The sequence below is a fragment of the Shinella sp. S4-D37 genome, assembly GCF_040812195.1.
In the GTDB taxonomy this organism is placed as follows: domain Bacteria; phylum Pseudomonadota; class Alphaproteobacteria; order Rhizobiales; family Rhizobiaceae; genus Shinella.
The window spans coordinates 3,750,001-3,771,290 of the sequence record NZ_JBFNXL010000005.1; the positions used below are offsets into that span (position 1 = coordinate 3,750,001).

Annotated in this window: 20 protein-coding genes (1 of these 20 running past the window's edge); 13 read left to right on the forward strand and 7 right to left on the reverse strand. The window is 66.5% G+C overall.

All coding sequences use genetic code 11. The features are described from left to right. The 3 genes from hrpB to AB3G45_RS25930 all read left to right on the forward strand — a co-directional run. Nucleotides 1-2,248: the 3' portion of an ATP-dependent helicase HrpB gene (hrpB, locus tag AB3G45_RS25920; RefSeq protein ID WP_367833256.1), read on the forward strand. The gene continues 221 nt to the left of window position 1, outside the view; only the last 2,248 of its 2,469 coding nucleotides appear in the window; its start codon lies off the left edge, out of view; its stop codon occupies nt 2,246-2,248. Between the two features lie 224 nt (nt 2,249-2,472). Next, nucleotides 2,473-3,774, forward strand: a complete 1,302-nt coding sequence (locus AB3G45_RS25925; protein WP_367833257.1) for an ActS/PrrB/RegB family redox-sensitive histidine kinase — start codon at nt 2,473-2,475, stop codon at nt 3,772-3,774. Nucleotides 3,775-3,851: 77 nt separating this feature from the next. After that, nucleotides 3,852-4,421 carry an ActR/PrrA/RegA family redox response regulator transcription factor gene (locus AB3G45_RS25930; RefSeq protein WP_367833258.1) on the forward strand — a complete coding sequence of 190 codons (570 nt, stop codon included), beginning with the start codon at nt 3,852-3,854 and terminating at the stop codon, nt 4,419-4,421. Nucleotides 4,422-4,424: 3 nt separating this feature from the next. On the opposite strand, the gene AB3G45_RS25935 is transcribed toward AB3G45_RS25930, so the two are convergent. After that, nucleotides 4,425-4,955: an MmcB family DNA repair protein gene (locus tag AB3G45_RS25935; RefSeq protein WP_367833259.1), complete on the reverse strand. Its 531-nt coding sequence runs from the start codon at nt 4,953-4,955 to the stop codon at nt 4,425-4,427. A gap of 367 nt (nt 4,956-5,322) precedes the next feature. Here AB3G45_RS25935 and AB3G45_RS25940 point away from each other — a divergent pair, with 367 nt between their 5' ends. Beyond that, nucleotides 5,323-5,982, forward strand: a complete 660-nt coding sequence (locus AB3G45_RS25940) for a L,D-transpeptidase (RefSeq protein WP_367833260.1) — start codon at nt 5,323-5,325, stop codon at nt 5,980-5,982. Nucleotides 5,983-6,089: 107 nt separating this feature from the next. Here AB3G45_RS25940 and AB3G45_RS25945 read toward each other — a convergent pair whose 3' ends face one another. Together AB3G45_RS25945 and AB3G45_RS25950 are read right to left on the reverse strand one after the other, a co-directional pair. Continuing rightward, nucleotides 6,090-8,252, reverse strand: a complete 2,163-nt coding sequence (locus tag AB3G45_RS25945; RefSeq protein WP_367833261.1) for a malate synthase G — start codon at nt 8,250-8,252, stop codon at nt 6,090-6,092. 156 nt (nt 8,253-8,408) lie between these two features. After that, nucleotides 8,409-10,415 carry a hydantoinase/oxoprolinase N-terminal domain-containing protein gene (locus tag AB3G45_RS25950; protein WP_367833262.1) on the reverse strand — a complete coding sequence of 669 codons (2,007 nt, stop codon included), beginning with the start codon at nt 10,413-10,415 and terminating at the stop codon, nt 8,409-8,411. Between the two features lie 200 nt (nt 10,416-10,615). Between AB3G45_RS25950 and AB3G45_RS25955 the strand changes: the two genes are divergently transcribed. After that, the gene (locus AB3G45_RS25955; RefSeq protein ID WP_367833263.1) at nt 10,616-11,197 is read left to right on the forward strand and encodes a hypothetical protein; all 582 of its coding nucleotides are present in this window, start codon (nt 10,616-10,618) and stop codon (nt 11,195-11,197) included. On the opposite strand, the gene AB3G45_RS25960 is transcribed toward AB3G45_RS25955, so the two are convergent. From AB3G45_RS25960 to hslV, 4 genes are all read right to left on the reverse strand, one after another. Then, nucleotides 11,142-12,548 carry a cytochrome P450 gene (locus AB3G45_RS25960; RefSeq protein ID WP_367833264.1) on the reverse strand — a complete coding sequence of 469 codons (1,407 nt, stop codon included), beginning with the start codon at nt 12,546-12,548 and terminating at the stop codon, nt 11,142-11,144. The two genes, AB3G45_RS25955 and AB3G45_RS25960, sit on opposite strands and share 56 nt — an antisense overlap. Nucleotides 12,549-12,604: 56 nt before the next feature. Next, nucleotides 12,605-13,552 (reverse strand): DUF1402 family protein, encoded by a 948-nt coding sequence (locus AB3G45_RS25965; protein ID WP_367833265.1) that lies wholly within the window; start codon nt 13,550-13,552, stop codon nt 12,605-12,607. Nucleotides 13,553-13,727: 175 nt separating this feature from the next. Next, nucleotides 13,728-15,038 carry an ATP-dependent protease ATPase subunit HslU gene (gene hslU / locus AB3G45_RS25970; protein ID WP_367833266.1) on the reverse strand — a complete coding sequence of 437 codons (1,311 nt, stop codon included), beginning with the start codon at nt 15,036-15,038 and terminating at the stop codon, nt 13,728-13,730. A gap of 108 nt (nt 15,039-15,146) precedes the next feature. Continuing rightward, nucleotides 15,147-15,707, reverse strand: a complete 561-nt coding sequence (hslV, locus tag AB3G45_RS25975) for an ATP-dependent protease subunit HslV (RefSeq protein WP_119257991.1) — start codon at nt 15,705-15,707, stop codon at nt 15,147-15,149. A gap of 221 nt (nt 15,708-15,928) precedes the next feature. On the opposite strand from hslV, the gene AB3G45_RS25980 reads away from it, so the two are divergent. From AB3G45_RS25980 to coaA, 8 genes are all read left to right on the forward strand, one after another. Next, on the forward strand, nt 15,929-16,057 hold the full coding sequence (locus tag AB3G45_RS25980; protein ID WP_367833267.1) for a hypothetical protein: 129 nt from the start codon (nt 15,929-15,931) through the stop codon (nt 16,055-16,057). 643 nt (nt 16,058-16,700) lie between these two features. Then, nucleotides 16,701-17,294, forward strand: coding sequence for an imidazoleglycerol-phosphate dehydratase HisB (hisB, locus tag AB3G45_RS25985; RefSeq protein ID WP_367833268.1), 594 nt, complete (start codon nt 16,701-16,703; stop codon nt 17,292-17,294). 25 nt (nt 17,295-17,319) lie between these two features. Further along, nucleotides 17,320-17,790: a DUF2628 domain-containing protein gene (locus tag AB3G45_RS25990; protein ID WP_367833269.1), complete on the forward strand. Its 471-nt coding sequence runs from the start codon at nt 17,320-17,322 to the stop codon at nt 17,788-17,790. 1 nt (nt 17,791) lies between these two features. Continuing rightward, on the forward strand, nt 17,792-18,433 hold the full coding sequence (hisH, locus tag AB3G45_RS25995) for an imidazole glycerol phosphate synthase subunit HisH (protein WP_367833270.1): 642 nt from the start codon (nt 17,792-17,794) through the stop codon (nt 18,431-18,433). 13 nt (nt 18,434-18,446) lie between these two features. Continuing rightward, a complete protein-coding gene (gene hisA, locus AB3G45_RS26000) occupies nt 18,447-19,190 on the forward strand; it encodes a 1-(5-phosphoribosyl)-5-[(5-phosphoribosylamino)methylideneamino]imidazole-4-carboxamide isomerase (protein WP_367833271.1) in 744 nt (247 codons plus the stop codon). Continuing rightward, complete coding sequence (gene hisF / locus AB3G45_RS26005) at nt 19,187-19,963, forward strand: imidazole glycerol phosphate synthase subunit HisF (protein ID WP_367833272.1); 777 nt, start codon at nt 19,187-19,189, stop codon at nt 19,961-19,963. Before hisA ends, hisF begins: the two co-directional genes overlap by 4 nt. Nucleotides 19,964-19,973: 10 nt before the next feature. Next, a complete protein-coding gene (locus AB3G45_RS26010) occupies nt 19,974-20,294 on the forward strand; it encodes a phosphoribosyl-ATP diphosphatase (protein ID WP_367833273.1) in 321 nt (106 codons plus the stop codon). Then, on the forward strand, nt 20,294-21,289 hold the full coding sequence (coaA, locus tag AB3G45_RS26015) for a type I pantothenate kinase (protein ID WP_367833274.1): 996 nt from the start codon (nt 20,294-20,296) through the stop codon (nt 21,287-21,289). The genes AB3G45_RS26010 and coaA overlap by 1 nt, the downstream gene beginning before the upstream one ends. Nucleotide 21,290: the final 1 nt, after the last annotated feature.

Sequence of the window (21,290 nt, forward strand, 5' to 3'; positions counted from 1 at the left end):
ACGCATGGCGGCGCTGCTTGGCGAAAAGGTCGGCGAGACCGTCGGCTATCGCATGCGGCTCGACAACCGCGTCTCGGCGAAGACGCGCATCGAAGTGGTGACGGAGGGCGTCTTCGCCCGCATGATCCTAAACGACCCGGAGCTGACCGGCATTGCCGCCGTGCTGTTCGACGAATTCCATGAGCGTTCGCTCGACGCGGATTTCGGTCTGGCGCTGGCGCTCGACGTGCAGGCGGCGCTGCGCGAGGACCTTCGCATCCTCGTCATGTCGGCGACGCTCGATGTGGCGCGTGTTTCCGACCTGCTCGACGGTCCCCCCGTCATCGTCAGCGAGGGGCGCGCCTTTCCCGTCGATATCCGCCACCAGGACCGGCCGGCCGGCGAGCGCATCGAGGACACGATGGCGCGGGCGATCAGCACGGCGCATCGCGAGGAGAGCGGCTCGATCCTCGCCTTCCTGCCGGGCCAGGCGGAAATCGCCCGCACCGCCGAGCGGCTGGAGGGCCGCTTCGGGCCGCAGACGAGCATCGTGCCGCTCTACGGCAATCTCGGCCAGAAGGAGCAGGACGCTGCGATCCGCCCCGCTCCCGCGGCCACGCGGAAGATCGTGCTGGCGACGTCGATCGCCGAGACCTCCATCACCATCGACGGCGTGCGCATCGTCATCGACAGCGGCCTGCAGCGCCTGCCGGTCTTCGAGGCGGCGACGGGCATCACGCGGCTGGAGACGGTGCGCGTGTCGCGTGCCTCGGCCGACCAGCGTGCCGGCCGCGCCGGGCGAACCGAGCCGGGCATCGCGATCCGCCTCTGGCATGCCGGGCAGACGGCGGCGATGCCCGCCTTCACGCCGCCGCAGATCCTCTCCAGCGATCTCTCCGGCTTCGTGCTCGATCTCGCCCATTGGGGCGTCGGCGATCCCGCGGCGCTGAAACTCGTCGACCAGCCGCCCGCTGCCGCGGTGGAGGAGGCGCGCAGCCTCCTGCGGCTGCTCGGCGCGCTCGACGCGCAGGGGGCGCTGACGCCGGCGGGAAAGCGTATCCGCGAACTTGCTTTGCCGCCCCGGCTTGCCGCGATGATCCTTCATGCGGCGCAAGACGGTGAACAGATGGCCGCAGCACGCCTCGCGGTGCTTCTGACCGAACAGGGCCTCGGCGGACCGGCCGTCGATATCGAGGAGCGCCTGCGCCGCTTCGCCAACGAGCGCGGCGAACGGGCCGCGGCGGCGCGGCGGCTCGCCCAGCGCATGGCCGAAGGGTTCGGCACGGCGAAGGGCGGGCCGGCGCCGGCACCCGGCGCCTTGCTGCTGCATGCCTTTCCCGACCGGGTCGCCCTGCAGCGCGGCGGCCGGGGGCGCTTCGTCATGGCGAACGGGCGCGGGGCGGAGCTGCCGGAGACCGAGCGGCTCGCCGGCGCGGAAATGATCGTCGTCGCCGACCTCACCGGGCAGGCCGGGCGACAGCGCATTCTCGCAGCGGCGGAGATCGACCGCGCGGATGTCGAGGCGGAACTTGCCGAAAACATCGTGCGGGAGGACCAGTGCGTCTTCGACCGGGCAAGCCGGCAGGTGCGGGCGCGCCGGGTCGTCCGCCTCGGCGCGATGATCCTGGAGGAAACGCCGCTTGCCCGCCCGAGCGGGCCGAAGGCGGCGCTGGCGCTCGCCGACGGGGTGCGCCAGCTCGGCCTTGCCGTGCTGCCCTTTTCCCGCGAGGCGGCGCAGCTGCGCGACCGCGTCGGCTTCCTCCACCGCTCGATCGGCGCGCCCTGGCCGGACACCGGCGACGACGCGCTGCTCGCGACGCTCGATACGTGGTTCGTGCCGTTCCAGGAAGCCGCCCGCGGCCTTGAGGAGGTGAAGCCCGCCAGCCTGCAGGAAGGGCTGATGGCGCTGGTGCCCTATGAGGTGCAGCGCGATCTCGCCCGGCTGGCGCCCACCCATTTCGAGGCGCCGACCGGCCAGCGCCACCCGATCCGCTATGACGGCGACGAACCGGTGCTGGCGATCCGGGTGCAGGAGCTCTTCGGGCTGAAGCAGCATCCTTCCGTGGCGGGCGGGCGCTTGCCGCTGCTGCTCGAACTCCATTCCCCGGCGCACCGGCTGATCCAGACGACGCGCGACCTGCCCGGTTTCTGGGCCGGCTCGTGGCGCGACGTGCGGGCGGACATGCGCGGGCGCTATCCGAAGCACCCCTGGCCGGAGAATCCCGCGGACGCCCTGCCGACGACGCGCGCCAAGCCGCGCGGGACATGATCCCGCCATTTCCGGCATTTGCCGGGGGTTTCGCGTCAAGAATTGCGGAAAAACAAATCGCTCCCGGCGTTTTCACGGTTTAGGAAAGGCACTGAGCATTTCCAGCCGGAGCGAAGTCGCTTCGGCGTCGGATAATGCGATACAAACAAGAATCTAGAGCATTTCCGGTGAACCGGAGTTCACCGGAAATGCTCTGGCGGGTTCGCGAACGGAAGGACGGCGGGATGACGGGCTATCAGGATATCGACGTCGAGGGCTCCAGCCGGCGCCTGCGCCTCGAGACGATCATCCGTCTGCGCTGGCTGGCGGTCGCCGGCCAGTCGATCACGGTCATCGTCGTCGGGCTGTGGCTCGATTTTCCGCTGCCGCTGCTGCCGGCCGCCGTGCTGATCGCGCTGCTCGCCGCGGTGAACTTCTTCCTTGCCGTCCGCTTCTCGCCGGCGCACCGGCTGACGCCGGCTTCCGCCTTCCTGCTGCTCGCCTTCGACCTCTGCCAGCTGACGGCGCTGCTCTTCATCACCGGGGGGCTTGCCAATCCCTTCGCGCCGCTCGTCTGCGTGCCCGTCATCATCTCGTCCTCGCTGCAGCCGATCCGCTTCAGCCTGCCGCTCGGGCTGCTCTCGGTGCTCGGCATCACGGCGCTCGCCTTCACGCCCTTCCCGCTGCCCTGGTTTCCCGGCACGCTCCTGGTCGTGCCGCCGATCCTGACGGCCGGCCTCTGGTGCGCCATCGTCTCGACCACGGCCTTTGCCGCCTTCTATTCCTATCGCGTGTCGCAGGAGGCGGCCGAGCTTTCCGATGCGCTGGCGGCCACCGAACTCATCCTCCAGCGTGAAAAGCACCTGTCGCAGCTCGACGGCCTGGCGGCGGCGGCGGCGCACGAACTCGGCACGCCGCTCGCCACGATCAGCGTCGTGGCGCGCGAGATGGAACGCGAACTCGGCACGGACGACCGCTTCAGGGAGGACGTGCAGCTCCTGCGCAGCCAGAGCGAGCGTTGCCGCGACATCCTGCGCCGTCTCACCACGCTTTCGGCGGCGGACGAGGCGCATATGCGGGTGCTGCCGCTCTCCTCGCTGCTGGAGGAGGTGCTGGCGCCGCATCGCGAATTCGGCATCCGCCTCAACCTCGTCGAGAACGGCGAGCGCGAGAGCGAGCCGGTCGGCAACCGCAATCCCGGCATTCTCTACGGCCTCGGCAACCTCATGGAAAACGCCGTCGACCATGCGCGCGAGGAGGTGACCATCACCGTAAGCCACACGGCTGAACGGGTGACCATCGTCATCGAGGACGACGGCGACGGCTATGCGGCGGATATCCTCCAGCGCATCGGCGATCCCTATGTCACCAAGCGCCAGCGCGACGAGCGGGCCGGCGGCCTGGGGCTGGGCCTCTTCATCGCCAAGACGCTGCTGGAGCGCTCCGGCGCCAAGCTGACCTTTGCCAACCGCACGGGCGACCGGCCGGGCGCGCGCGTATCGGTCGATTGGCCGCGGGCGCGCATGGAGGCGAAGACTGCAAAATGACTTTACCCACCCTATGTTACGGGCGATAAGCTGATCCTCATCAAGTATGGACGACAGTCGGCCACGAAAGACGAAACATGGCAGAGAACATCGAACCCCACGCGGCAACCGACGATATCGGGCCGGATCCCTCCCTTCTCCTCGTCGATGACGACGCGCCGTTCCTGCGCCGCCTTGCGCGCGCCATGGAAACGCGCGGCTTTGCCGTCGATACGGCCGAATCGGTCGCCGAAGGCATCGCCAAGGCCAAGACCAACCCGCCGAAATTCGCGGTGGTCGATCTCAGGCTCGGCGACGGCAGCGGCCTCGACGTGATCGCCGCCATCCGCCAGCGCCGCGACGACACGCGCATCATCATGCTGACCGGCTACGGCAACATCGCCACCGCCGTGAACGCGGTGAAGCTCGGCGCGGTCGATTATCTCGCCAAGCCGGCCGATGCCGACGACATCTTCGCCGCGCTGACGCAGCGCCCGGGCGAGAAGGTGGAGCTGCCGGAAAACCCCATGTCGGCCGATCGCGTGCGCTGGGAACACATCCAGCGCGTCTACGAGATGTGCGACCGCAACGTCTCCGAGACCGCCCGCCGCCTCAACATGCACCGCCGCACGCTTCAGCGCATCCTCGCCAAGCGCGCGCCGAAATAACCGTCAGGCCGGCGCGTCGCGCTTTCCCGAGACGATGGCGGACATGTCCGGCCCGTCGCCACGCGTGTCGGCGGCGAATTCCGCCAGAAGCAGCCGGCCCGCGGCGACGCGGGCGAAGGCGAAGGTGACGGATTTTCGCGTCGGCGGCGGCAGCTTGTGCTCCGGCGCCTCGCGAATGATGTGCGCGCCGTAGCCATCCGAGAGGATGAGGCCGCAATCCTGCGGGAAGATATCCAGCGGCACGCCCTTGTGCGTGGCGAAGAACAGCCGGTCCGAGTGGCGGCGATAATCCGGCCATTTGCGGTCCACCTTGAAATCCTCGATCGACGTCTTGATCTCGACGATCCAGATCTCGCCCCTGTCTGAGAGGCTGATGAGGTCGGCGCGCCGGCCGCTCGCCAGCGTCAGCTCGGGCAGCACCGCGTGGCGCATCTCCGTCAGCATGCGCTGCACGCCGCGGCGCACCATCATGGCCCGGTCGGACTGGCGCCCGTCGATCAGCGGATTGTCGTTGTGAATGGAAACGATCGTCATGGGTCACCCTCGGCGAATCGCATTCTACCCGGAAGGCGGGCAGCGAAAAAGTTAAGGAGCCTGTCCGATCCGGAAGACGCGAAAGGGTCTCTTAACCGCGTGATGCGGTTCCTGTGCGGCTTCGGGCCAGCGCGCGGGAAGACCATTGAACGCGGCCGAAAGGCGTGCTTGTCCTGATGCGGACGCGGCGAACGCGGCAGGCGGGCAGGTCTTGTTGTTGCAAAAAAACAATCACCGGCCTTTTTGCTCAAGCGCAGCCCCGCGCCGGAGCGCACAGACTTGCATTGACTGGTTTAATCGAAAATAAACCATAATCGATGAAAGTTCCGCGGCTCGGAACTTCTTAATTTCCTATCAAGAGACTCACATGCGCTTCCGCAATGTCCTCCTTCTGTGTGGCCTCGCTGCGGCCGTCACGCTCGCCGGCTGCTCCTCCTCGACCTCGCTTCCAGGCGAAAAGGTGGCGACGAATGCCATTTTCACATCGCAATACGGCCCTGTCGAGGACAACGGCTATGCCCTGCCGGGTATCCCGATCAACAAGGTGAACACCAAGTTCCACCGCCAGATCGTCGATTACGCCACCCGGGAAAAGCCCGGCACGATCGTCGTCAACACGCCGAACCGCTTCCTTTATTACGTGCTGCCCGGCGGCAAGGCCGTGCGCTACGGCATCGGCGTCGGCAAGCAGGGCTTCGCCTGGCAGGGTGAGGCCTACATCGCCTGGAAGCAGGAATGGCCGACCTGGCATCCGCCGGAAGAAATGGCCGCCCGCCGCCCGGACGTCGCCCGCTACGTCAAGGAAGGCATGGGTCCGGGCCTGAAGAACCCGCTCGGCGCGCGCGCGCTCTACCTCTTCAACGAAAAGGGCCAGGACACGCTGTTCCGCCTGCACGGCACACCGGAATGGGCCTCCATCGGCACGGCCGCCTCGTCGGGCTGCATCCGCCTGATGAACCAGGACATCATCGACCTTTACAAGCGCGTGCGCCCCGGCAAGGGCACCCGCGTCGTCGTCCAGCAGTAAGCGGAAAAAATCCGCTTAAGAAAGAAGCCGCCGGATCGCTCCGGCGGCTTCTTTTGTTCCGGGCGCCTTCCGGCAGGGGCAATGCCCTGCCGGCGACAAGGGCGGGATCAGGCCGCGGCGGCCTTGAGTTCCAGGCGGCGGCGGTGCAGCACCGGTTCGGTATAGCCGTTCGGCTGCTCGCGGCCCTTCAGGACGAGATCGAGCGCCGCCTGATAGGCGATGGAACCGTCGAAATTGCCGGCCATCGGGCGGTAGAGCGGATCGCCGGCATTCTGCCCGTCGACGACGGCGGCCATGCGCTGCATGGTCTCCTCGATCTGCGCCTTCGTCACGACGCCGTGGTGCAGCCAGTTGGCCATGTGCTGGGCGGAGATGCGCAGCGTCGCGCGGTCCTCCATCAGGCCGACATCGTTGATATCCGGCACCTTGGAGCAGCCGACGCCCTGGTCGACCCAGCGAACGACATAGCCGAGGATGCCCTGGGCGTTGTTGTCGAGCTCGCGCTGGATCTCCTCCGGCGTCCAGTTCGGCCGCACGGCGACCGGCACGGAGAGGATATCGGAGAGCTTTGCGCGCGGGCGGGAGCGAAGCGCGGCCTGCACCTCGGCGACATTGACCTTGTGGTAGTGCGTCGCGTGCAGCGTCGCGGCGGTCGGCGAGGGAACCCAGGCCGTGTTGGCGCCGGCCTTCGGATGAGCGATCTTCTGCTCCAGCATCGCCGCCATCAGGTCGGGCATGGCCCACATGCCCTTGCCGATCTGCGCATGGCCGGCGAGGCCGCATTCGAGACCGATGTCGACGTTCCAGTTCTCGTAGGCGGAAATCCAGGCGGCCTGCTTCATGTCGCCCTTGCGGATCATCGGGCCCGCTTCCATCGAGGTGTGGATCTCGTCGCCCGTGCGGTCGAGGAAGCCGGTATTGATGAAGACGACACGCTCGCTCGCGGCGCGGATGCATTCCTTGAGGTTGACCGTCGTGCGGCGCTCCTCGTCCATGATGCCCATCTTCATGGTGTTCGGCGCCATGCCGATGGCGGCCTCGACGCGGCCGAAGAGCTTCGCCGCGAAGGCGACCTCCTCCGGCCCGTGCATCTTGGGCTTGACGACATACATCGAGCCTTCGCGCGAATTCTTGCGGCGGCCGTTCGGGCCGACGTCGTGCAGCGCGATCAGCGCGGTCACCATGGCATCCATGATGCCCTCGGGAACCTCGTTGCCGTCGCGGTCGCGGATCGCCGGGTTGGTCATGAGGTGGCCGACATTGCGCACCAGCATCAGCGAGCGGCACTTGACCTCGAAGGGCGAGCCGTCCGGCGCGGTATAGGTGAAGTCGCTGTAGAGCTTGCGCTCGACCGTCTCGCCGCCCTTCTGGAACGTCTCCTTCAGGTCGCCCTTCATCAGACCGAGCCAGTTGCGGTAGACGAGGACCTTGTCCTCGGCATCGACGGCCGCGATGGAATCCTCGCAGTCCATGATCGCCGTCAGCGCCGCCTCGATATTGACGCCGGCAATGCCCGCCGGATCGGTCTTGCCGATCGCAAAGTCGCGGTTGACCAGGATCTCGATGCCGAGGCCGTTGTTCTTCAGGAGGACATGGCGCCAGCCGTCCTTGCCTTGCGCATGGCCGGCATATTGCTCCGGCCGCTTCAGCGAGACGGCGCGATCGCCCGCCGCAAGACGCAGCTCCGCGCCCGCCTCGATGCCGGTGAGGTCGGCCCACCGCGCACCGTCGAGCGGCGCCGCCTCGTCGAGGAAGGCCTTGGCCCAGGCGATGACCTTCTCGCCGCGCTTGGGATTGTAGCCCTTGCCCTTTTCCGCGCCGTCCGCTTCCGGGATAGCATCCGTGCCGTAGAGCGCATCGTAGAGCGAGCCCCAGCGCGCATTGGCGGCGTTCAGCGCATAGCGCGCATTCATGACGGGAACGACGAGCTGCGGGCCGGCGAGGCTGGCCATCTCGGGATCGACATTGCCGGTCGTCACCTTGAAGTCGCCGCCCTCCGGCAGGAGGTAGCCGATCTCGCGCAGGAAGGCCTCGTAGGCCGCCATGTCCGCCGGCGCGCCGTTGGCGCGATACCAGGCGTCGATCTTCTCCTGCAGCGCGTCGCGCTTGGCGAGCAGCGCGCGATTCTCCGGCGCAAGGTCGTGCACGATGGCGGAAAATTCATCGAAGAAGCGCGCGGCGTCCACGCCCGTGCCGGCAAGCGCCTCCGTGATGATGAAATCATAAAGGTCGCGGTCGATCGAAAGACCGGCTTTCTCGATATAGGTCATGTAAAAACTCCGAATGACGGGACGAGGGGGGAGTATCCCGAATGCTGCCACTTTCCGGAGACCGGCACGCATAGTCAATTCGGCAATGACATAAAGAATTTATTCCCGTTCGGATAAAATCATACGATAGCAGCCGGACGAGACATCAAAAATGCCTCACGCCTCGTGCGCGATGCGCGGCCGGCCGCTGGCGATCGCGGTGAAGCGCGCCTCCATGAGCTTGCGGCGGCCTTCCACCTCCGGCGCGTCGATCTCCTCGGTGAGCGTCACCGCCGGGTCGTCCGCGCCGTTGAGGCGGGCGGCATGAAGCGCCGCGGTCATCGCCCGCTCCTTGGCCAGCGAAAAGGCCTCGCCCTCGTCGATGAAGCGGGCGCTTTCGCCCGCGCCGCCGACGATGAAGATGCCCTCTTCCGGCATGGTCACGAACACGGTGACGAGGGTGCGCACCTGGCCGACCACCGCGCCGACCGCATTGGCAACGCCGGCATCGGCCGGAATGGCCGATTCGGCGCCCAGCATGGCGGCGATGGCGGGATAGTAGACCGGCGCCGAGGCCCCGAGGCCGACGAGCGGCCGGTCGAGCGCGATGCGGAACTGGACGATGCCGGGCACGCGGTGCAACGCGCGGTCGATCGTCTGCGACTTGACCGGATCGATCGCCGCCGCCGCGTCATCGGCAAGGCAGGCGGACAGGATGGCATCGGCCGACTGCCGGGTGAGGCGATCGACGAGGACCCGCGCCAGCGCCTCCGGGCTGTCGGCGATCGGCTTGCCGGAGCCGTCCCGCGTGCGGGCGGCGATCTCCAGCCCGAGGCGGGCGGCCGTGGCATCCCATTGCCCCTGGCCGCCGAGCACATGCATGGCGTCGGACGGCGTGATGGCACAGATATGCACGAGGCCGCGGGCGACCAGCCGGTCGAGCGTCACCTTCTGCAGCATGGTGGCGAGCAGCCCTTCCAGCGGCAGCGGCACCGTGCCCACTTTCTCGTAGAGCGCCTGTTCCTGCGGCTGGAGCCCGCTCGCCAGCCGCTCCGGCACACCGGTGCGCACGGCGAAGCGACCGTCGTGCCGCCCGGCATGGCGCGCGCGCAGCTGGCGCTCCAGCACAGGGACGATCGCGCCCGGATGCAGCGCCGAGGCAAGGCTGAGCGGCATGAAGCGACGCGGCCCGAGCTCGAACGTCGCCTTGAGGCCGCGGTCGTTGACGCGCACCTCCGAATCGCCGCCGAGCCCGAAGGTGCGCATGGCGACCGCCTCCACCATGGTGCGATAGCCGCCGACGACGGCGCCTTCCGCGTCGAGCTTCGGCCGGCCGCCGTCGAGCACCGCGACGTCCGTCGTCGTGCCGCCGATGTCGGAGACGACGGCATTGTCGAGGCCGGTCAGGTGCCGCGCGCCGACGAGGCTCGCCGCCGGGCCGGACAGGATCGTCTCGATCGGCCGCAGCCGCGCCTCGGCCGCCGAGATCAGCGCGCCGTCGCCGCGCACCACCATCATCGGCACATGGATGCCACGACGGTCGAGATAGTCCTCGCAGGCGCCGATCAGCCGGTCGATCATCGAGACGAGGCGGGCATTGAGCAGCGTCGTCAGCGCCCGGCGCGGCCCGCCGAGCCTGGAGGAGAGTTCATGGCTGCAGGTGACGGGCAGGTGCGAGACCTCGCGGATGCGCGCGCGCACCCGCTCCTCGTGCGACGGGTTGCGCACGGCGAAATAGCCGGCGACGGCAAAGGAGGAGACGGTCTCGGCCAGTGCCGGCAGGGCCTCGTCCAGCGCCGCCATGTCGAGCGCCGTCTCGTCGCCGTGCACATTGTGGCCGCCCTGCAGGAACAGCACGGGATCGCTGCCCAGCGCTTCGGCAAGGCCGTCGCGCTTCAGGTCCTCGGGACCAAAGCCGATCATCACCAGGCCGGCGCGCCCGCCCTGCCCTTCCACCAGCGCGTTGGTCGCCAGCGTGGTGGAGAGCGAGACGAGGCCGATGGCCGAGACGGGGGCCTTGGCCGTCTCCAGCACCGCTTCGACGGCGCCGGAAATGCCGACCGCCAGATCGTGGCGGGTGGTGAGCGCCTTGGCGCGGGCGACGACGCCGGCGGTTTCGCTGTAGAGAACGGCGTCCGTATAGGTGCCGCCGGTATCGATGCCGAGTAACAAATGGTCTGCCACGAGAATTCTTCCGTACCGCCCGCCGTCTCTTTTCAAAGCGCGCCGTGAATGGTGTTATGCCATGTCAGAGCCAAATGCCACCATCCCAGCGGCGACATAAGGTGAAACAATGAGGAGCCCGTCCAGTGATCGACCCCATCCTGCGAAAGCCGCTTCCAGAGCATTTCCGGCAAAAGTGTGCAGCGGTTTTGCGTCCGGAAATGCGCAAGAGCAAATGGCCGGAGCGTTTTGGCTATTCGAGGAAAAGCGGAAACGCTCTGGCCGCTCTTCTTGCCGGCGCGGCGCTTCTGGCCGGCGGCCTGCCCGCGGGCGCCCAGGAGAACGATGACGAGGAGCAATACCGGGCGCAGATCCCCGAGGTGGCGATCTACAAGGCGATGCTGGATGCCAACAAGCAGACGGGCTGGGTGCAGTTCCGCAACTTCGCCGACCAGCAGCTCATCTATTTCACGAGCCTGCAGACCATGCACTGCCGCCTGTCGGAGATCCGCTATTCGATCAACAACGACACGCTCGACCAGCGCTTCCCGCTGGCCGAATGCGATCCGGAATTGCCCTTCAACCTGCCCTCGGACGACAGCACCAACTGGCTCTATATCGGCCTGAAGCCGGGCGAGGCGAAGACGATCGCCGTCCAGGCGGTGTGGGACGACGGCAGCGGCAGCGAGATCGTCGTCTACCAGCCCTGCAAGAACCCGGAAGCGACCTGCGCCTCGATCAAGACGATCAAGAAGTCGAAGAAGCGGGCCGACGAGCCGTCACCCGCAACGCCAGTCCGTTAGAAGGCTGCGTCGTCAGGCGCTGCACGGGCCAGGGCCGCGTAGTGTCCGTCATGTCGAAACGGAAGCGGCGCATCAGGACGCCGAGCGCGATGATCGCCTCCTGCATGGCGAAGGTCGCGCCGATGCAGATGCGCGGCCCCGCGCCGAAGGGCAGGTACTGGAAGCGGTGGATGGCCTCGCGGTTCTCCGGCAGGAAGCGTTCGGGAATGTAGGCGCGCGGCTTGTGCCAGAGCAGCGCATGGCGGTGCAGCGTCCAGGGCATGACGAGGATGGTGACGTCCTTGGGGATCTCCACCCTTTCCCCCTTCGGACTGATCCAGACGTCGTCCGAGATCGCCTCGCGGTTGATCGAGGGCGCCGGCGGATAGAGCCGCATCGCCTCCTCGAAGGCGGCGCGCGTCCAGGGCATGCGGTCGAGCCAATCGACGGGATCGGCGCCGCTCGAAAGCACCCGGTCGATCTCCTCTTCCATCGCGTCGCGCACATGGGGCGAATTGGCGACGCAGTAGAGCGTCCAGGCGAGCGCCCGCGCCGTCGTCTCGTGGCCGGCGCCGATGAAGGTGAGGATATTGTCCTCCACTTCTTCCATCGTCAGCCCTTCCGGCCCGGCCGCGCGCAAAAGCAGGGTCAGGAAATCGTTCGGCGCGGCGTCATCGTCCTTCATGCGGGCGAGGCGCTGGTTCATCGTGTCGCGCACGATCCCGCGGAACTTCTTCAGCACCTTCAGCCCGCCGATCCGCGTCACCCGCGGCACCCAGGGCGGCGCACGCAAGAGGTCCATGGGATCGACGCGGCCCATGGAATGCAGGAGGTCCTCCACATCGTCGGCAAAGCTTTCCGACCGGGTGACGATCTCGCCGGAAAACAGCGTTTCGGAGAGGATGGCGAAGGCCAGCTCCGTCATGTCGTTGGCGATATCGAAGACCGCGCCGTCGGCACCGTCGTATTTCGTCGCGTAGCGTTCGGACTGCGCCAGCATCTGGCTGGCGAAGCCCCTGGCGTGGCGCGGGGTGAAGATCGGCGCGACGGCCTTGCGCGAGCGGCGCCACACCGCCCCTTCCGCCGTCAAAAGCCCGTCGCGCAGGATCGGGCGCAGCACGAGCTGGCGCACCACGGCCATCTTGTAGTTCTGGGCATTGTCGACGAGCAGGTATTTGATGAGGCCGGGATCGTTGACGATCAGCGTCCTCTCGCCGAAGAAACGCGTCATGATCCAGGGCAGCGTATAGGAGGGCTCGCCCCACAGTTCCAGCGGGTTGCGGAAGACGGTGCGGATGATCTCGAGCTTCGAGGGCGGCACCGTGCGCGGGATCGGCGCCGGCGGTTCGAACGGCTCGGGACGCATGTCCATTATCGGCCTCCTTGCAATCAGCTCGTTCTTAGAGTGAGCCAACAGGAAGGCCAAAGTTAGAGCAGGCCCTGAAGTTCCGCCAGCTTGTCGTTGATCAGCCAGCCGTAATAGTTCTCTTCCGGCCAGGTCACTTCGCCCGCGGCGCGGCGGGCGGCGAAGGCGGCGGCGCGCGCGTCGGGATTGCCGATATTGTAGAGCGTCGCCGTCACGCCGGGATTTTTCGAGATATCGACGCCGGCGATCGTCTTGTAGGCATCGATCGAGCGGCGGATCGAGGCGGCCATGTAGGCGAGCGAGATATCGGGATCCATGATCGCCTGGTAGACGCCGGCCGCATCGTTCTCGTCGAGTCGGCCATAGCCGGAAATGCGCGCGACGTCGTCGGTCAGCGTCAGCGCCGTCAGCGGATTGATCTGGCCGAGCCCAAAAGTCTGGCCGGCATAGAAGGGCTGGAAGAACACCGCGCTGAAGCGGTTGTTGGGGAAGGACGTGCCGCCGACGGTGCGGCCCTTGAACGTGCGGTTCCACACCGTCTCGCGGCAGGTCCAGAGCGCATAGGCGCCCTTCTTGTCCGCACATTTGGCAAATTCCGGCCGATCGACGAAGTCGGCGACGTTTTCGCCGTCATAGGCAAAGCGGAACGAGCCGGTATAGGACGCGGCCTTGACATAATAGCTCTGCAGCCGGTCATAGGCGTCGACATTGTAGGTATGCTCGCCGACGATCGCACCCACCATGTGGATCGGAGCGATGCCGTACTTGCCCGCCACCGCCTTGATTTTGCCGGTCAGTTGGCCGTCATTGGCGATGAGATCGCGCACCTTCTCGTACTTTGCGTCGAACGAGGTCTTGCCCGCCTTGGTGCGGCGCGTCGAGGCGCCCGGAATCTGCGGCTGCTCGGCATTGCGGTTGCCGGCGGGCACGACGTCGATCGCCAGGGCCGCGGTCTCGCCCTGGGCAAAAAGGGCGGCTGCAAGGGCAAGCACGGAAATGAGCTGTCGCACGGGTCCGGTTCCGTCTTCTCGTAATGTCGGCATGGCACGACCGATGCAACGCAAACATGTCGGAATGATGCCAGAATGCGCGCCATGCCTAGGCCGCACGGCGCTTCCTGTCGAGGGTCCCCGCCATCAAAATCCGGCACCGGCGGCCGCAAGGGCGGCCACCGGTGCGCAAACGTCACAGAATGTAGCGCGACAGGTCGGTGTTGGCCGCAAGCGCGCCGACATGCTTGTGCACATAGGCGGCGTCGATGAGCAGCGCGTTGCCGCCCTTGTCCGGCGCCTCGAAGGAGATCTCGTCGAGCACCCGCTCCATCACCGTTTGAAGCCGTCGCGCGCCGATATTCTCGACGCTCGCATTGAGCTGCACCGCGACGTCGGCCAGCGCATCGATGCCGTCCTCGGTAAAATCGAGCGCGACGCTTTCCGTCGCCATCAGCGCCTTGTACTGGCGGATGAGGCTCGCCTCCGTCTCGGTGAGGATGCGGCGGAAGTCCTCCTTGGTCAGCGCGCGCAGCTCGACGCGGATCGGCAGGCGGCCTTGCAGCTCGGGCAGGAGGTCTGAAGGCTTGGAGACGTGGAAGGCACCCGAAGCGATGAAGAGGATATGGTCCGTCTTGACCGGACCGTATTTGGTGGCGACCGTCGTGCCCTCGACCAGCGGCAGGAGATCGCGCTGCACGCCCTCGCGGGAGACGCCCGCGCCCATGCCGCCGTCGCGCGCGGCGATCTTGTCGATCTCGTCGATGAAGACGATGCCGTCGTTCTCGGCCGAGCGGATCGCCTCGCGCTGGATCTGCTCGTTGTCGAGCAGCTTGTCGGATTCGTCGTCGATCAGGATCTTGTAACTGTCCTTGACCGTCGTCTTGACCTTCTTGGTGCGCCCGCCCATCGCCTTGCCGAACATCTCGGAGAGGTTCAGGACGCCGATATTGGCGCCGGGCATGCCGGGGATCTCGAAGCCGCCGGGCATGCCGCCGCCCGTATCGGCCACGTCGATCTCGATTTCCTTGTCGTCGAGCTCGTTGCCCCGCAGCTTCTTGCGGAAACTGTCGCGCGTCGCCGGCGAGGCCGTCGCGCCGACCAGCGCGTCGAGCACCCGTTCCTCGGCGTTCATGTGTGCCTTCGCCGTCACCTCGCTGCGCTTCTTCTCGCGCACCAGGCCGATGCCGACCTCGACGAGGTCGCGCACGATCTGCTCGACATCGCGGCCGACATAGCCGACCTCGGTGAACTTGGTGGCCTCGACCTTGACGAAGGGCGCGCCGGCGAGCTTGGCGAGGCGGCGTGAGATCTCGGTCTTGCCGACGCCGGTCGGGCCGATCATCAGGATGTTCTTCGGCATCACCTCGTCGCGCAGGTCCGGCTCCAGCTGGTGGCGACGCCAGCGGTTCCTGAGCGCGATGGCGACGGCGCGCTTGGCGTCGTGCTGGCCGATGATGTAGCGGTCGAGCTCGGAGACGATCTCGCGGGGGGAAAAGTTCGACATGGATCTTCCGTTTCTGGCAACGATCCCGGGCAATGGTCAGCGCCGGGCGTCCCGTTGTGATTGTTCGTCCTGTCCACCGGTCCGCCCAAAGGCACGGACCGGATGGCCTCAGCGGTCGGCGTCCAGCGTCTCGACCACGACATTGTGGTTGGTATAGACGCAGATGTCGCCGGCGATCTGCATGGCCCTGCGCGCGATCTCCTCGGCCGACTTGTCCGTGTCCATCAGCGCGCGGGCCGCGGCATAGGCATAGTTGCCGCCCGAGCCGATCGCCATCGTGCCGTGTTCGGGCTCCAGCACGTCGCCGTTGCCGGTGAGCGCCAGCGTGACGGACTTGTCGGCGACCAGCATCATGGCTTCGAGGCGGCGCAGATACCGGTCGGTGCGCCAGTCCTTGGCAAGCTCGACGGCCGCGCGCATCAGCTGGTCGGGATATTGTTCGAGCTTGGCTTCGAGCCGTTCGAGCAGCGTGAAGGCATCGGCCGTCGCGCCGGCGAAACCGGCAATGACATCGCCCTTGGCAAGGCGGCGCACCTTGCGCGCATTGCCCTTCATCACGGTCTGGCCGAGGCTCACCTGGCCATCGCCCGCCATCACCACCTTGCCGTCCTTGCGGACGGTGATGATCGTCGTGGCGTGCATGGAAGCATAGGGATCGTGTTCACTCATTCAATAGACCTCAAAGGCCCTTCAGGGGCAGGGGTGCCGCCTGCGAGGCGGCTTTGTCGTTTCCTATGTAAGCAGCGGTTTGGAGATTGCAAACCTTGCGGCACCGTCGGCACCGCCCGGCCGCGCGCAAAGCGGCCCGCCGGCGGGGGCCGTCCAAAATAAGCCTTGCTTTCCCGCTGGGATGAGCAAGTTATGTTCCTATCGCAACGAGGGTTAAGGCAATGGCCAAAGGGCAAGTTCGCAGCAACAAGGAAGTCCGCAAGCCCAAGAAGGACAAGGTGGCCGCGAAAGCCGCGCCGGCCCTGGGCTCGCAGGTGAAAAGCAGCGAGAGCGCGACGAAGAAGAAATAAGGCGCGCCGGGGAATCCCGGCCTTTCTTCCTCTCCGTTTTCCCCGCCCCCAAAATAGCGTCTATCCTGACCTTCCTTCCGCCGCCGGACGGATCGCGTAACGTGTCGATGCGGGCGGGAGGAGGCGCTTTCGTTTTCTGCCGAAACGTACGGCAGGAGCGGAAGAGGCGTGGGAGCGTCACGGTGCCTCATGGCCTTTCCTGCAATGCGGGATCGGCCGGCGGACCGGAACGTCCAAGGCTTCCCCCTTCCCCGGGTCGCGGGGTCGGTTTGGGTCCGCCATGCAAGCAGGATGGCGGCGCATGTCCCCGAAAAGCGCGGAACGCGGTTTTCGGAAAAGGTATATGCGCCAACAGACTGTGCAGCGAAGCCCTGCCATGCCTGAAGGAGGATGAGACCGCCTCCGAAGAACGCCTGGGCCGCGCGAAAGCGAAGCCGTCACCATATCCCTTCCAGAGGCAACGCTTTCGCGCGGTTCTCCGGATGAGGGCAATTCCGGCATTCGGAATTGCAAGGAACAGGACGTTCCATCACCCCGGCGGCGCACCGTGCGGGCCGTTTTCCCTTGCGCCGGAAACCCTCGAAAGACTGGCCTTTTGTGAAGAGCCCTGTTAAGGAGCGGCGACATTCTACCGGAGACCGCAATGAGCCGCACCGCCAGCGTTTCGCGCAAGACGAACGAGACCTCCGTCGCCGTCGCCGTCGATATCGACGGCACCGGCGCGTCGACCATTTCGACGGGCGTCGGTTTCTTCGATCATATGCTCGAGCAGCTGTCGCGCCATTCGCTCATCGACATGGACATCAAGACCGAGGGGGACCTCCATGTCGACGACCACCACACGGTCGAGGACACCGGCATCGCCATCGGCCAGGCCATCGCCAAGGCCCTGGGCGATCGCCGCGGCATCACGCGCTACGCCTCGCTCGACCTTGCCATGGACGAGACGATGACCCGCGCCGCCGTGGACGTCTCCGGCCGTCCCTTCCTCGTCTGGAACGTCGCTTTCTCCGCCCCGAAGATCGGCACTTTCGACACCGAGCTGGTGCGCGAATTCTTCAACGCGCTCGCCCAGCACGCCGGCATCACGCTGCATATCCAGAACATCTATGGCGCGAACAACCATCATATCTCGGAGACGTGCTTCAAGGCCGTCGCGCGCGTGCTGCGCACCGCGACCGAGATCGATCCCCGCCAGGCGGGCCGCGTTCCCTCGACGAAGGGTTCGCTGGCCTGACGCCAGGGCACAGCTGGAGGCCGTCATGGCCACGTTCCTCGTTCTGATACCGCCGGGCGGCAAGCCCAAAGACGAAAATGCCCGGATCATCCGGGACCGCTTTTCCTGGATCGCGCTTTTCCTGCCGGTCGTCTGGCTGCTCTGGCATCGCGCCTGGCTCGCCGCCGCACTCGCCTTCGCCGTCCAGGCGCTCGGCTCGGCGGTCGCCGATCATCCCGTCTTCGGCCTTGCCGGCCTCGGCGTCTGTCTCGCCACCAGCCTCCTCGTCGCGCTCGAAGGCCCCTCGATGGTCGTCGCCGGCCTTACGCGCCGGGGCTGGACGGTGGACGCGGTGATCGTGGCCGACGACCGCGCCACGGCCGAAGAGATCTATGACATGGAAACCCCGGCCGGCGAGGCAGGGCCGCGCGAACGCACCCTTCTCCCGGCAGCCGAAACCTCCGAACGCCGGCACGCTCCCATGCTCGGCCTCGTCGGTTTCAAGGAAGGACGCTGAGATGCGCGTTGCGATCATCGACTACGGCTCGGGCAACCTGCGCTCGGCCACCAAGGCCTTCGAACGGGCCGCGCGCGAGGCCGGCATCGCGGCCGAGATCGACCTCACCGACAAGGCCGAGCGCGTCGCAACCGCCGACCGCATCGTGCTGCCCGGCGTCGGCGCCTATGCCGATTGCCGCCGCGGCCTCGATGCCGTGCCCGGCATGGTGGCGGCGCTGCGCGACACCGTCGAGGCGAAGGCCCGCCCCTTCCTCGGCATCTGCGTCGGCATGCAGCTCATGTCCTCGCGCGGCCTCGAAAAGACCACCACCGAGGGCCTCGGCTGGATCAGGGGCGACGTCGTCGCGATGACGCCTTCCGATCCGGCGCTGAAGATCCCGCAGATCGGCTGGAACACGCTCACCCGCCGATACGCGCACCCGCTCTTCGACGGCATCCCCGAGACGCTGCACGCCTATTTCGTGCACTCCTACCACCTCGCCGCCGAAAACCCCGATGACGTGGTCGCGACCGTCGACTATGGCGGCCCGATGACCGCCTTCGTCGCCAGCGGCAACAAGGCCGGCGCGCAGTTCCATCCGGAAAAGAGCCAGGCGCTCGGCCTTTCCCTCATCACCAATTTCCTGCGCTGGAAGCCCTGAACTGGAAAACGCCATGATCCTCTTTCCCGCCATCGACCTGAAGGACGGCCAGTGCGTTCGCCTGAAACTCGGCGACATGGACCAGGCCACCGTCTACAATCCCGACCCGGCCGCCCAGGCGAAAGCCTTCGAGGACCAGGGTTTTGAATGGCTGCATGTCGTCGACCTCAACGGCGCCTTCGCCGGGGAGAGCGTCAATGGCGCGGCCGTCGACGCCATCCTCAAGGCGACGAAGAACCCCGTTCAGCTCGGCGGCGGCATCCGCACGCTCGACCATATCGAAAGCTGGCTGGCGCGCGGCCTTTCCCGCGTCATCCTCGGCACGGTCGCCGTGCGCGATCCGGCGCTGGTCATCGAGGCCTGCAAAAGGTTCCCCGGCAAGGTGGCCGTCGGCATCGACGCCAAGGGCGGCAAGGTCGCCGTCGAGGGTTGGGCGGAAGCCTCCGAACTCGGCGTGATCGAGCTTGCCAAGAAGTTCGAGGGCGCCGGTGTCGCCGCGATCATCTACACGGATATCGACCGCGACGGCATCCTCGCCGGCATCAACTGGACCTCGACGCTGGAACTTGCCGAGGCCGTGGCCATCCCCGTCATCGCCTCCGGAGGCCTCGCCTCGATGGACGACATCCGCCGCCTCGTCGCCCCCGACGCCCGCAAGCTCGAAGGCGCGATCTCCGGCCGGGCGCTCTATGACGGACGGATCGATCCGGCCGAAGCGCTGGCCGTGATCCGCGAAGCGAAAGGACGTGCCGCATGACCCTCAAAGCCCGCGTCATTCCCTGCCTCGACGTGAAGGACGGCCGCGTCGTGAAAGGCGTCAGCTTCGTCAACCTCGTTGATGCTGGCGATCCCGTCGAATCGGCGAAAGCCTATGATGCGGCCGGTGCCGACGAGCTTTGCTTCCTCGACATCACCGCCTCCTCCGACAACCGCGACACGATCTTCGACGTCGTGGCGCGCACGGCGGACCATTGTTTCATGCCGCTCACCGTCGGTGGCGGCGTGCGTGCGGTGGCGGATATCCGCAAGCTGCTGCTCGCCGGCGCCGACAAGGTGTCGATCAACTCGGCGGCCGTCGCCAATCCGGATTTCGTCGCGGAAGCGGCCGACAAGTTCGGCAACCAGTGCATCGTCGTCTCGATCGATTCCAAGAAGGTCTCCGCCGAGGGCGAGGAAGACCGGTGGGAAATCTTCACCCATGGCGGCCGCAAGCCGACCGGCATCGACGCCGTCGCCTTTGCCGAGAAGATGGTGGAGCGCGGGGCGGGCGAACTGCTGCTCACCTCCATGGACCGCGACGGCCAGAAGGGCGGCTACGACATCGCGCTGACCCGCACCATCGCCGACCGCGTCTCGGTGCCGGTCATCGCGTCGGGCGGCGTCGGCACGCTCGATCATCTGGTCGAGGGCGTGCGCGACGGACATGCGACGGCGGTGCTCGCCGCCTCGATCTTCCACTTCGGCACCTACACCGTCGGTGAAGCCAAACGTTACATGGCCGAGCATGGCATCGCCATGCGGCTCGACTGAGGAGAGAGCGATGAGCGACTTTTCCCTTGCCGATCTCGAACGCATCGTCGATGCCCGCGCCAAGGCCGATCCGTCGGAAAGCTGGACGGCCAGGCTCGTCGCCGCCGGACAGCAAAAGGCCGCGAAAAAGCTCGGGGAAGAGGCCGTCGAGACCGTTATCGCCGCGATCGAGGGCGAAAAGGCCGCCTTGACGAGCGAAACGGCCGATTTGCTCTATCATCTGATGGTCGTATTGAAAATCGGCGGCGTCCCGCTACAAGATGTCATGGAGGAGCTGGAACGGCGGACGAGCCAGTCCGGCCTCGTGGAGAAGGCCAGCCGGAAGAGTTGATGATCCAGGCAGCGCGCGACAAGGACCAGGCGGATATCCCGGACGATTTCGGCAACCGCGACTATTCCCCCTACCGCTTCTTCTCGGCAGACGAATGGGCGCGCTTCCGCGCCGATACGCCCCTGACGCTGACCGCCGACGAGGTCCAGCGCCTGCGTTCGCTGGGCGATCCGATCGACCTCGACGAGGTCCGGCGCATCTATCTCTCGCTGTCGCGCCTCTTGTCGGCGCATGTCGAATCCTCGCAGATGCTCTTCGAGCAACGCAAGCGCTTCCTCAGCCTCTCGGACGAGGCCAAGACGCCCTATGTCATCGGCATTGCCGGCTCGGTGGCCGTCGGAAAATCGACCACGGCGCGCATCCTGACGGAACTGCTCGCCCGCTGGCCGTCGAGCCCCAAGGTCGATCTCGTGACGACCGACGGCTTCCTCTATCCGAATGCCGTGCTCCAGCGCGAAAGCCTGATGGAGCGCAAGGGGTTCCCGGAGAGCTACGACATCGGCGCGCTGTTGCGCTTCCTGTCCGCCATCAAGGCCGGCAAGAAGGACGTCAAGGCACCGACCTATTCGCACCTCACCTATGACGTGCTGCCCAACGCCTTCCGCACCATCGACCGGCCGGATATCCTGATCTTCGAGGGCATCAACGTCCTCCAGTCGCGCAACCTGCCGGCAGACGGCAAGATCGTGCCGATGGTCTCGGATTTCTTCGATTTCTCGATCTATATCGATGCGGAGGAGGCGCTGATCCACACCTGGTACGTGGACCGCTTCATGCGTCTTCGGGAAACGGCCTTCCGCAACCCGGATTCCTACTTCCACCGCTACGCGACGATCAGCGAGGGGGAAGCGCTTTCGATCGCGGAAAACCTCTGGCGCAACATCAACCTGAAGAACCTGCACCAGAACATCCTGCCGACCCGCCCGCGCGCCGACCTCATCCTGCAGAAGGGCGAGAACCACCTCATCGAGACCGTGGCGCTGCGCAAGCTCTGAG

Coding starts and splice junctions, on each gene's coding strand:
- hisH (WP_367833270.1), top strand. CDS start 17,792: ATGCGCGTTGCGATCATCGACTACGGCTCGGGCAACCTGCGCTCGGCC.
- coaA (WP_367833274.1), top strand. CDS start 20,294: ATGATCCAGGCAGCGCGCGACAAGGACCAGGCGGATATCCCGGACGAT.
- AB3G45_RS25935 (WP_367833259.1), bottom strand. CDS start 4,955: ATGACGATCGTTTCCATTCACAACGACAATCCGCTGATCGACGGGCGC.
- AB3G45_RS26010 (WP_367833273.1), top strand. CDS start 19,974: ATGAGCGACTTTTCCCTTGCCGATCTCGAACGCATCGTCGATGCCCGC.
- AB3G45_RS25925 (WP_367833257.1), top strand. CDS start 2,473: ATGACGGGCTATCAGGATATCGACGTCGAGGGCTCCAGCCGGCGCCTG.
- AB3G45_RS25940 (WP_367833260.1), top strand. CDS start 5,323: ATGCGCTTCCGCAATGTCCTCCTTCTGTGTGGCCTCGCTGCGGCCGTC.
- AB3G45_RS25990 (WP_367833269.1), top strand. CDS start 17,320: ATGGCCACGTTCCTCGTTCTGATACCGCCGGGCGGCAAGCCCAAAGAC.
- AB3G45_RS25930 (WP_367833258.1), top strand. CDS start 3,852: ATGGCAGAGAACATCGAACCCCACGCGGCAACCGACGATATCGGGCCG.
- AB3G45_RS25980 (WP_367833267.1), top strand. CDS start 15,929: ATGGCCAAAGGGCAAGTTCGCAGCAACAAGGAAGTCCGCAAGCCCAAG.
- hisA (WP_367833271.1), top strand. CDS start 18,447: ATGATCCTCTTTCCCGCCATCGACCTGAAGGACGGCCAGTGCGTTCGC.
- hisB (WP_367833268.1), top strand. CDS start 16,701: ATGAGCCGCACCGCCAGCGTTTCGCGCAAGACGAACGAGACCTCCGTC.
- AB3G45_RS25955 (WP_367833263.1), top strand. CDS start 10,616: ATGCGCAAGAGCAAATGGCCGGAGCGTTTTGGCTATTCGAGGAAAAGC.
- AB3G45_RS25945 (WP_367833261.1), bottom strand. CDS start 8,252: ATGACCTATATCGAGAAAGCCGGTCTTTCGATCGACCGCGACCTTTAT.
- hisF (WP_367833272.1), top strand. CDS start 19,187: ATGACCCTCAAAGCCCGCGTCATTCCCTGCCTCGACGTGAAGGACGGC.
- hslU (WP_367833266.1), bottom strand. CDS start 15,038: ATGTCGAACTTTTCCCCCCGCGAGATCGTCTCCGAGCTCGACCGCTAC.
- hslV (WP_119257991.1), bottom strand. CDS start 15,707: ATGAGTGAACACGATCCCTATGCTTCCATGCACGCCACGACGATCATC.
- AB3G45_RS25960 (WP_367833264.1), bottom strand. CDS start 12,548: ATGGACATGCGTCCCGAGCCGTTCGAACCGCCGGCGCCGATCCCGCGC.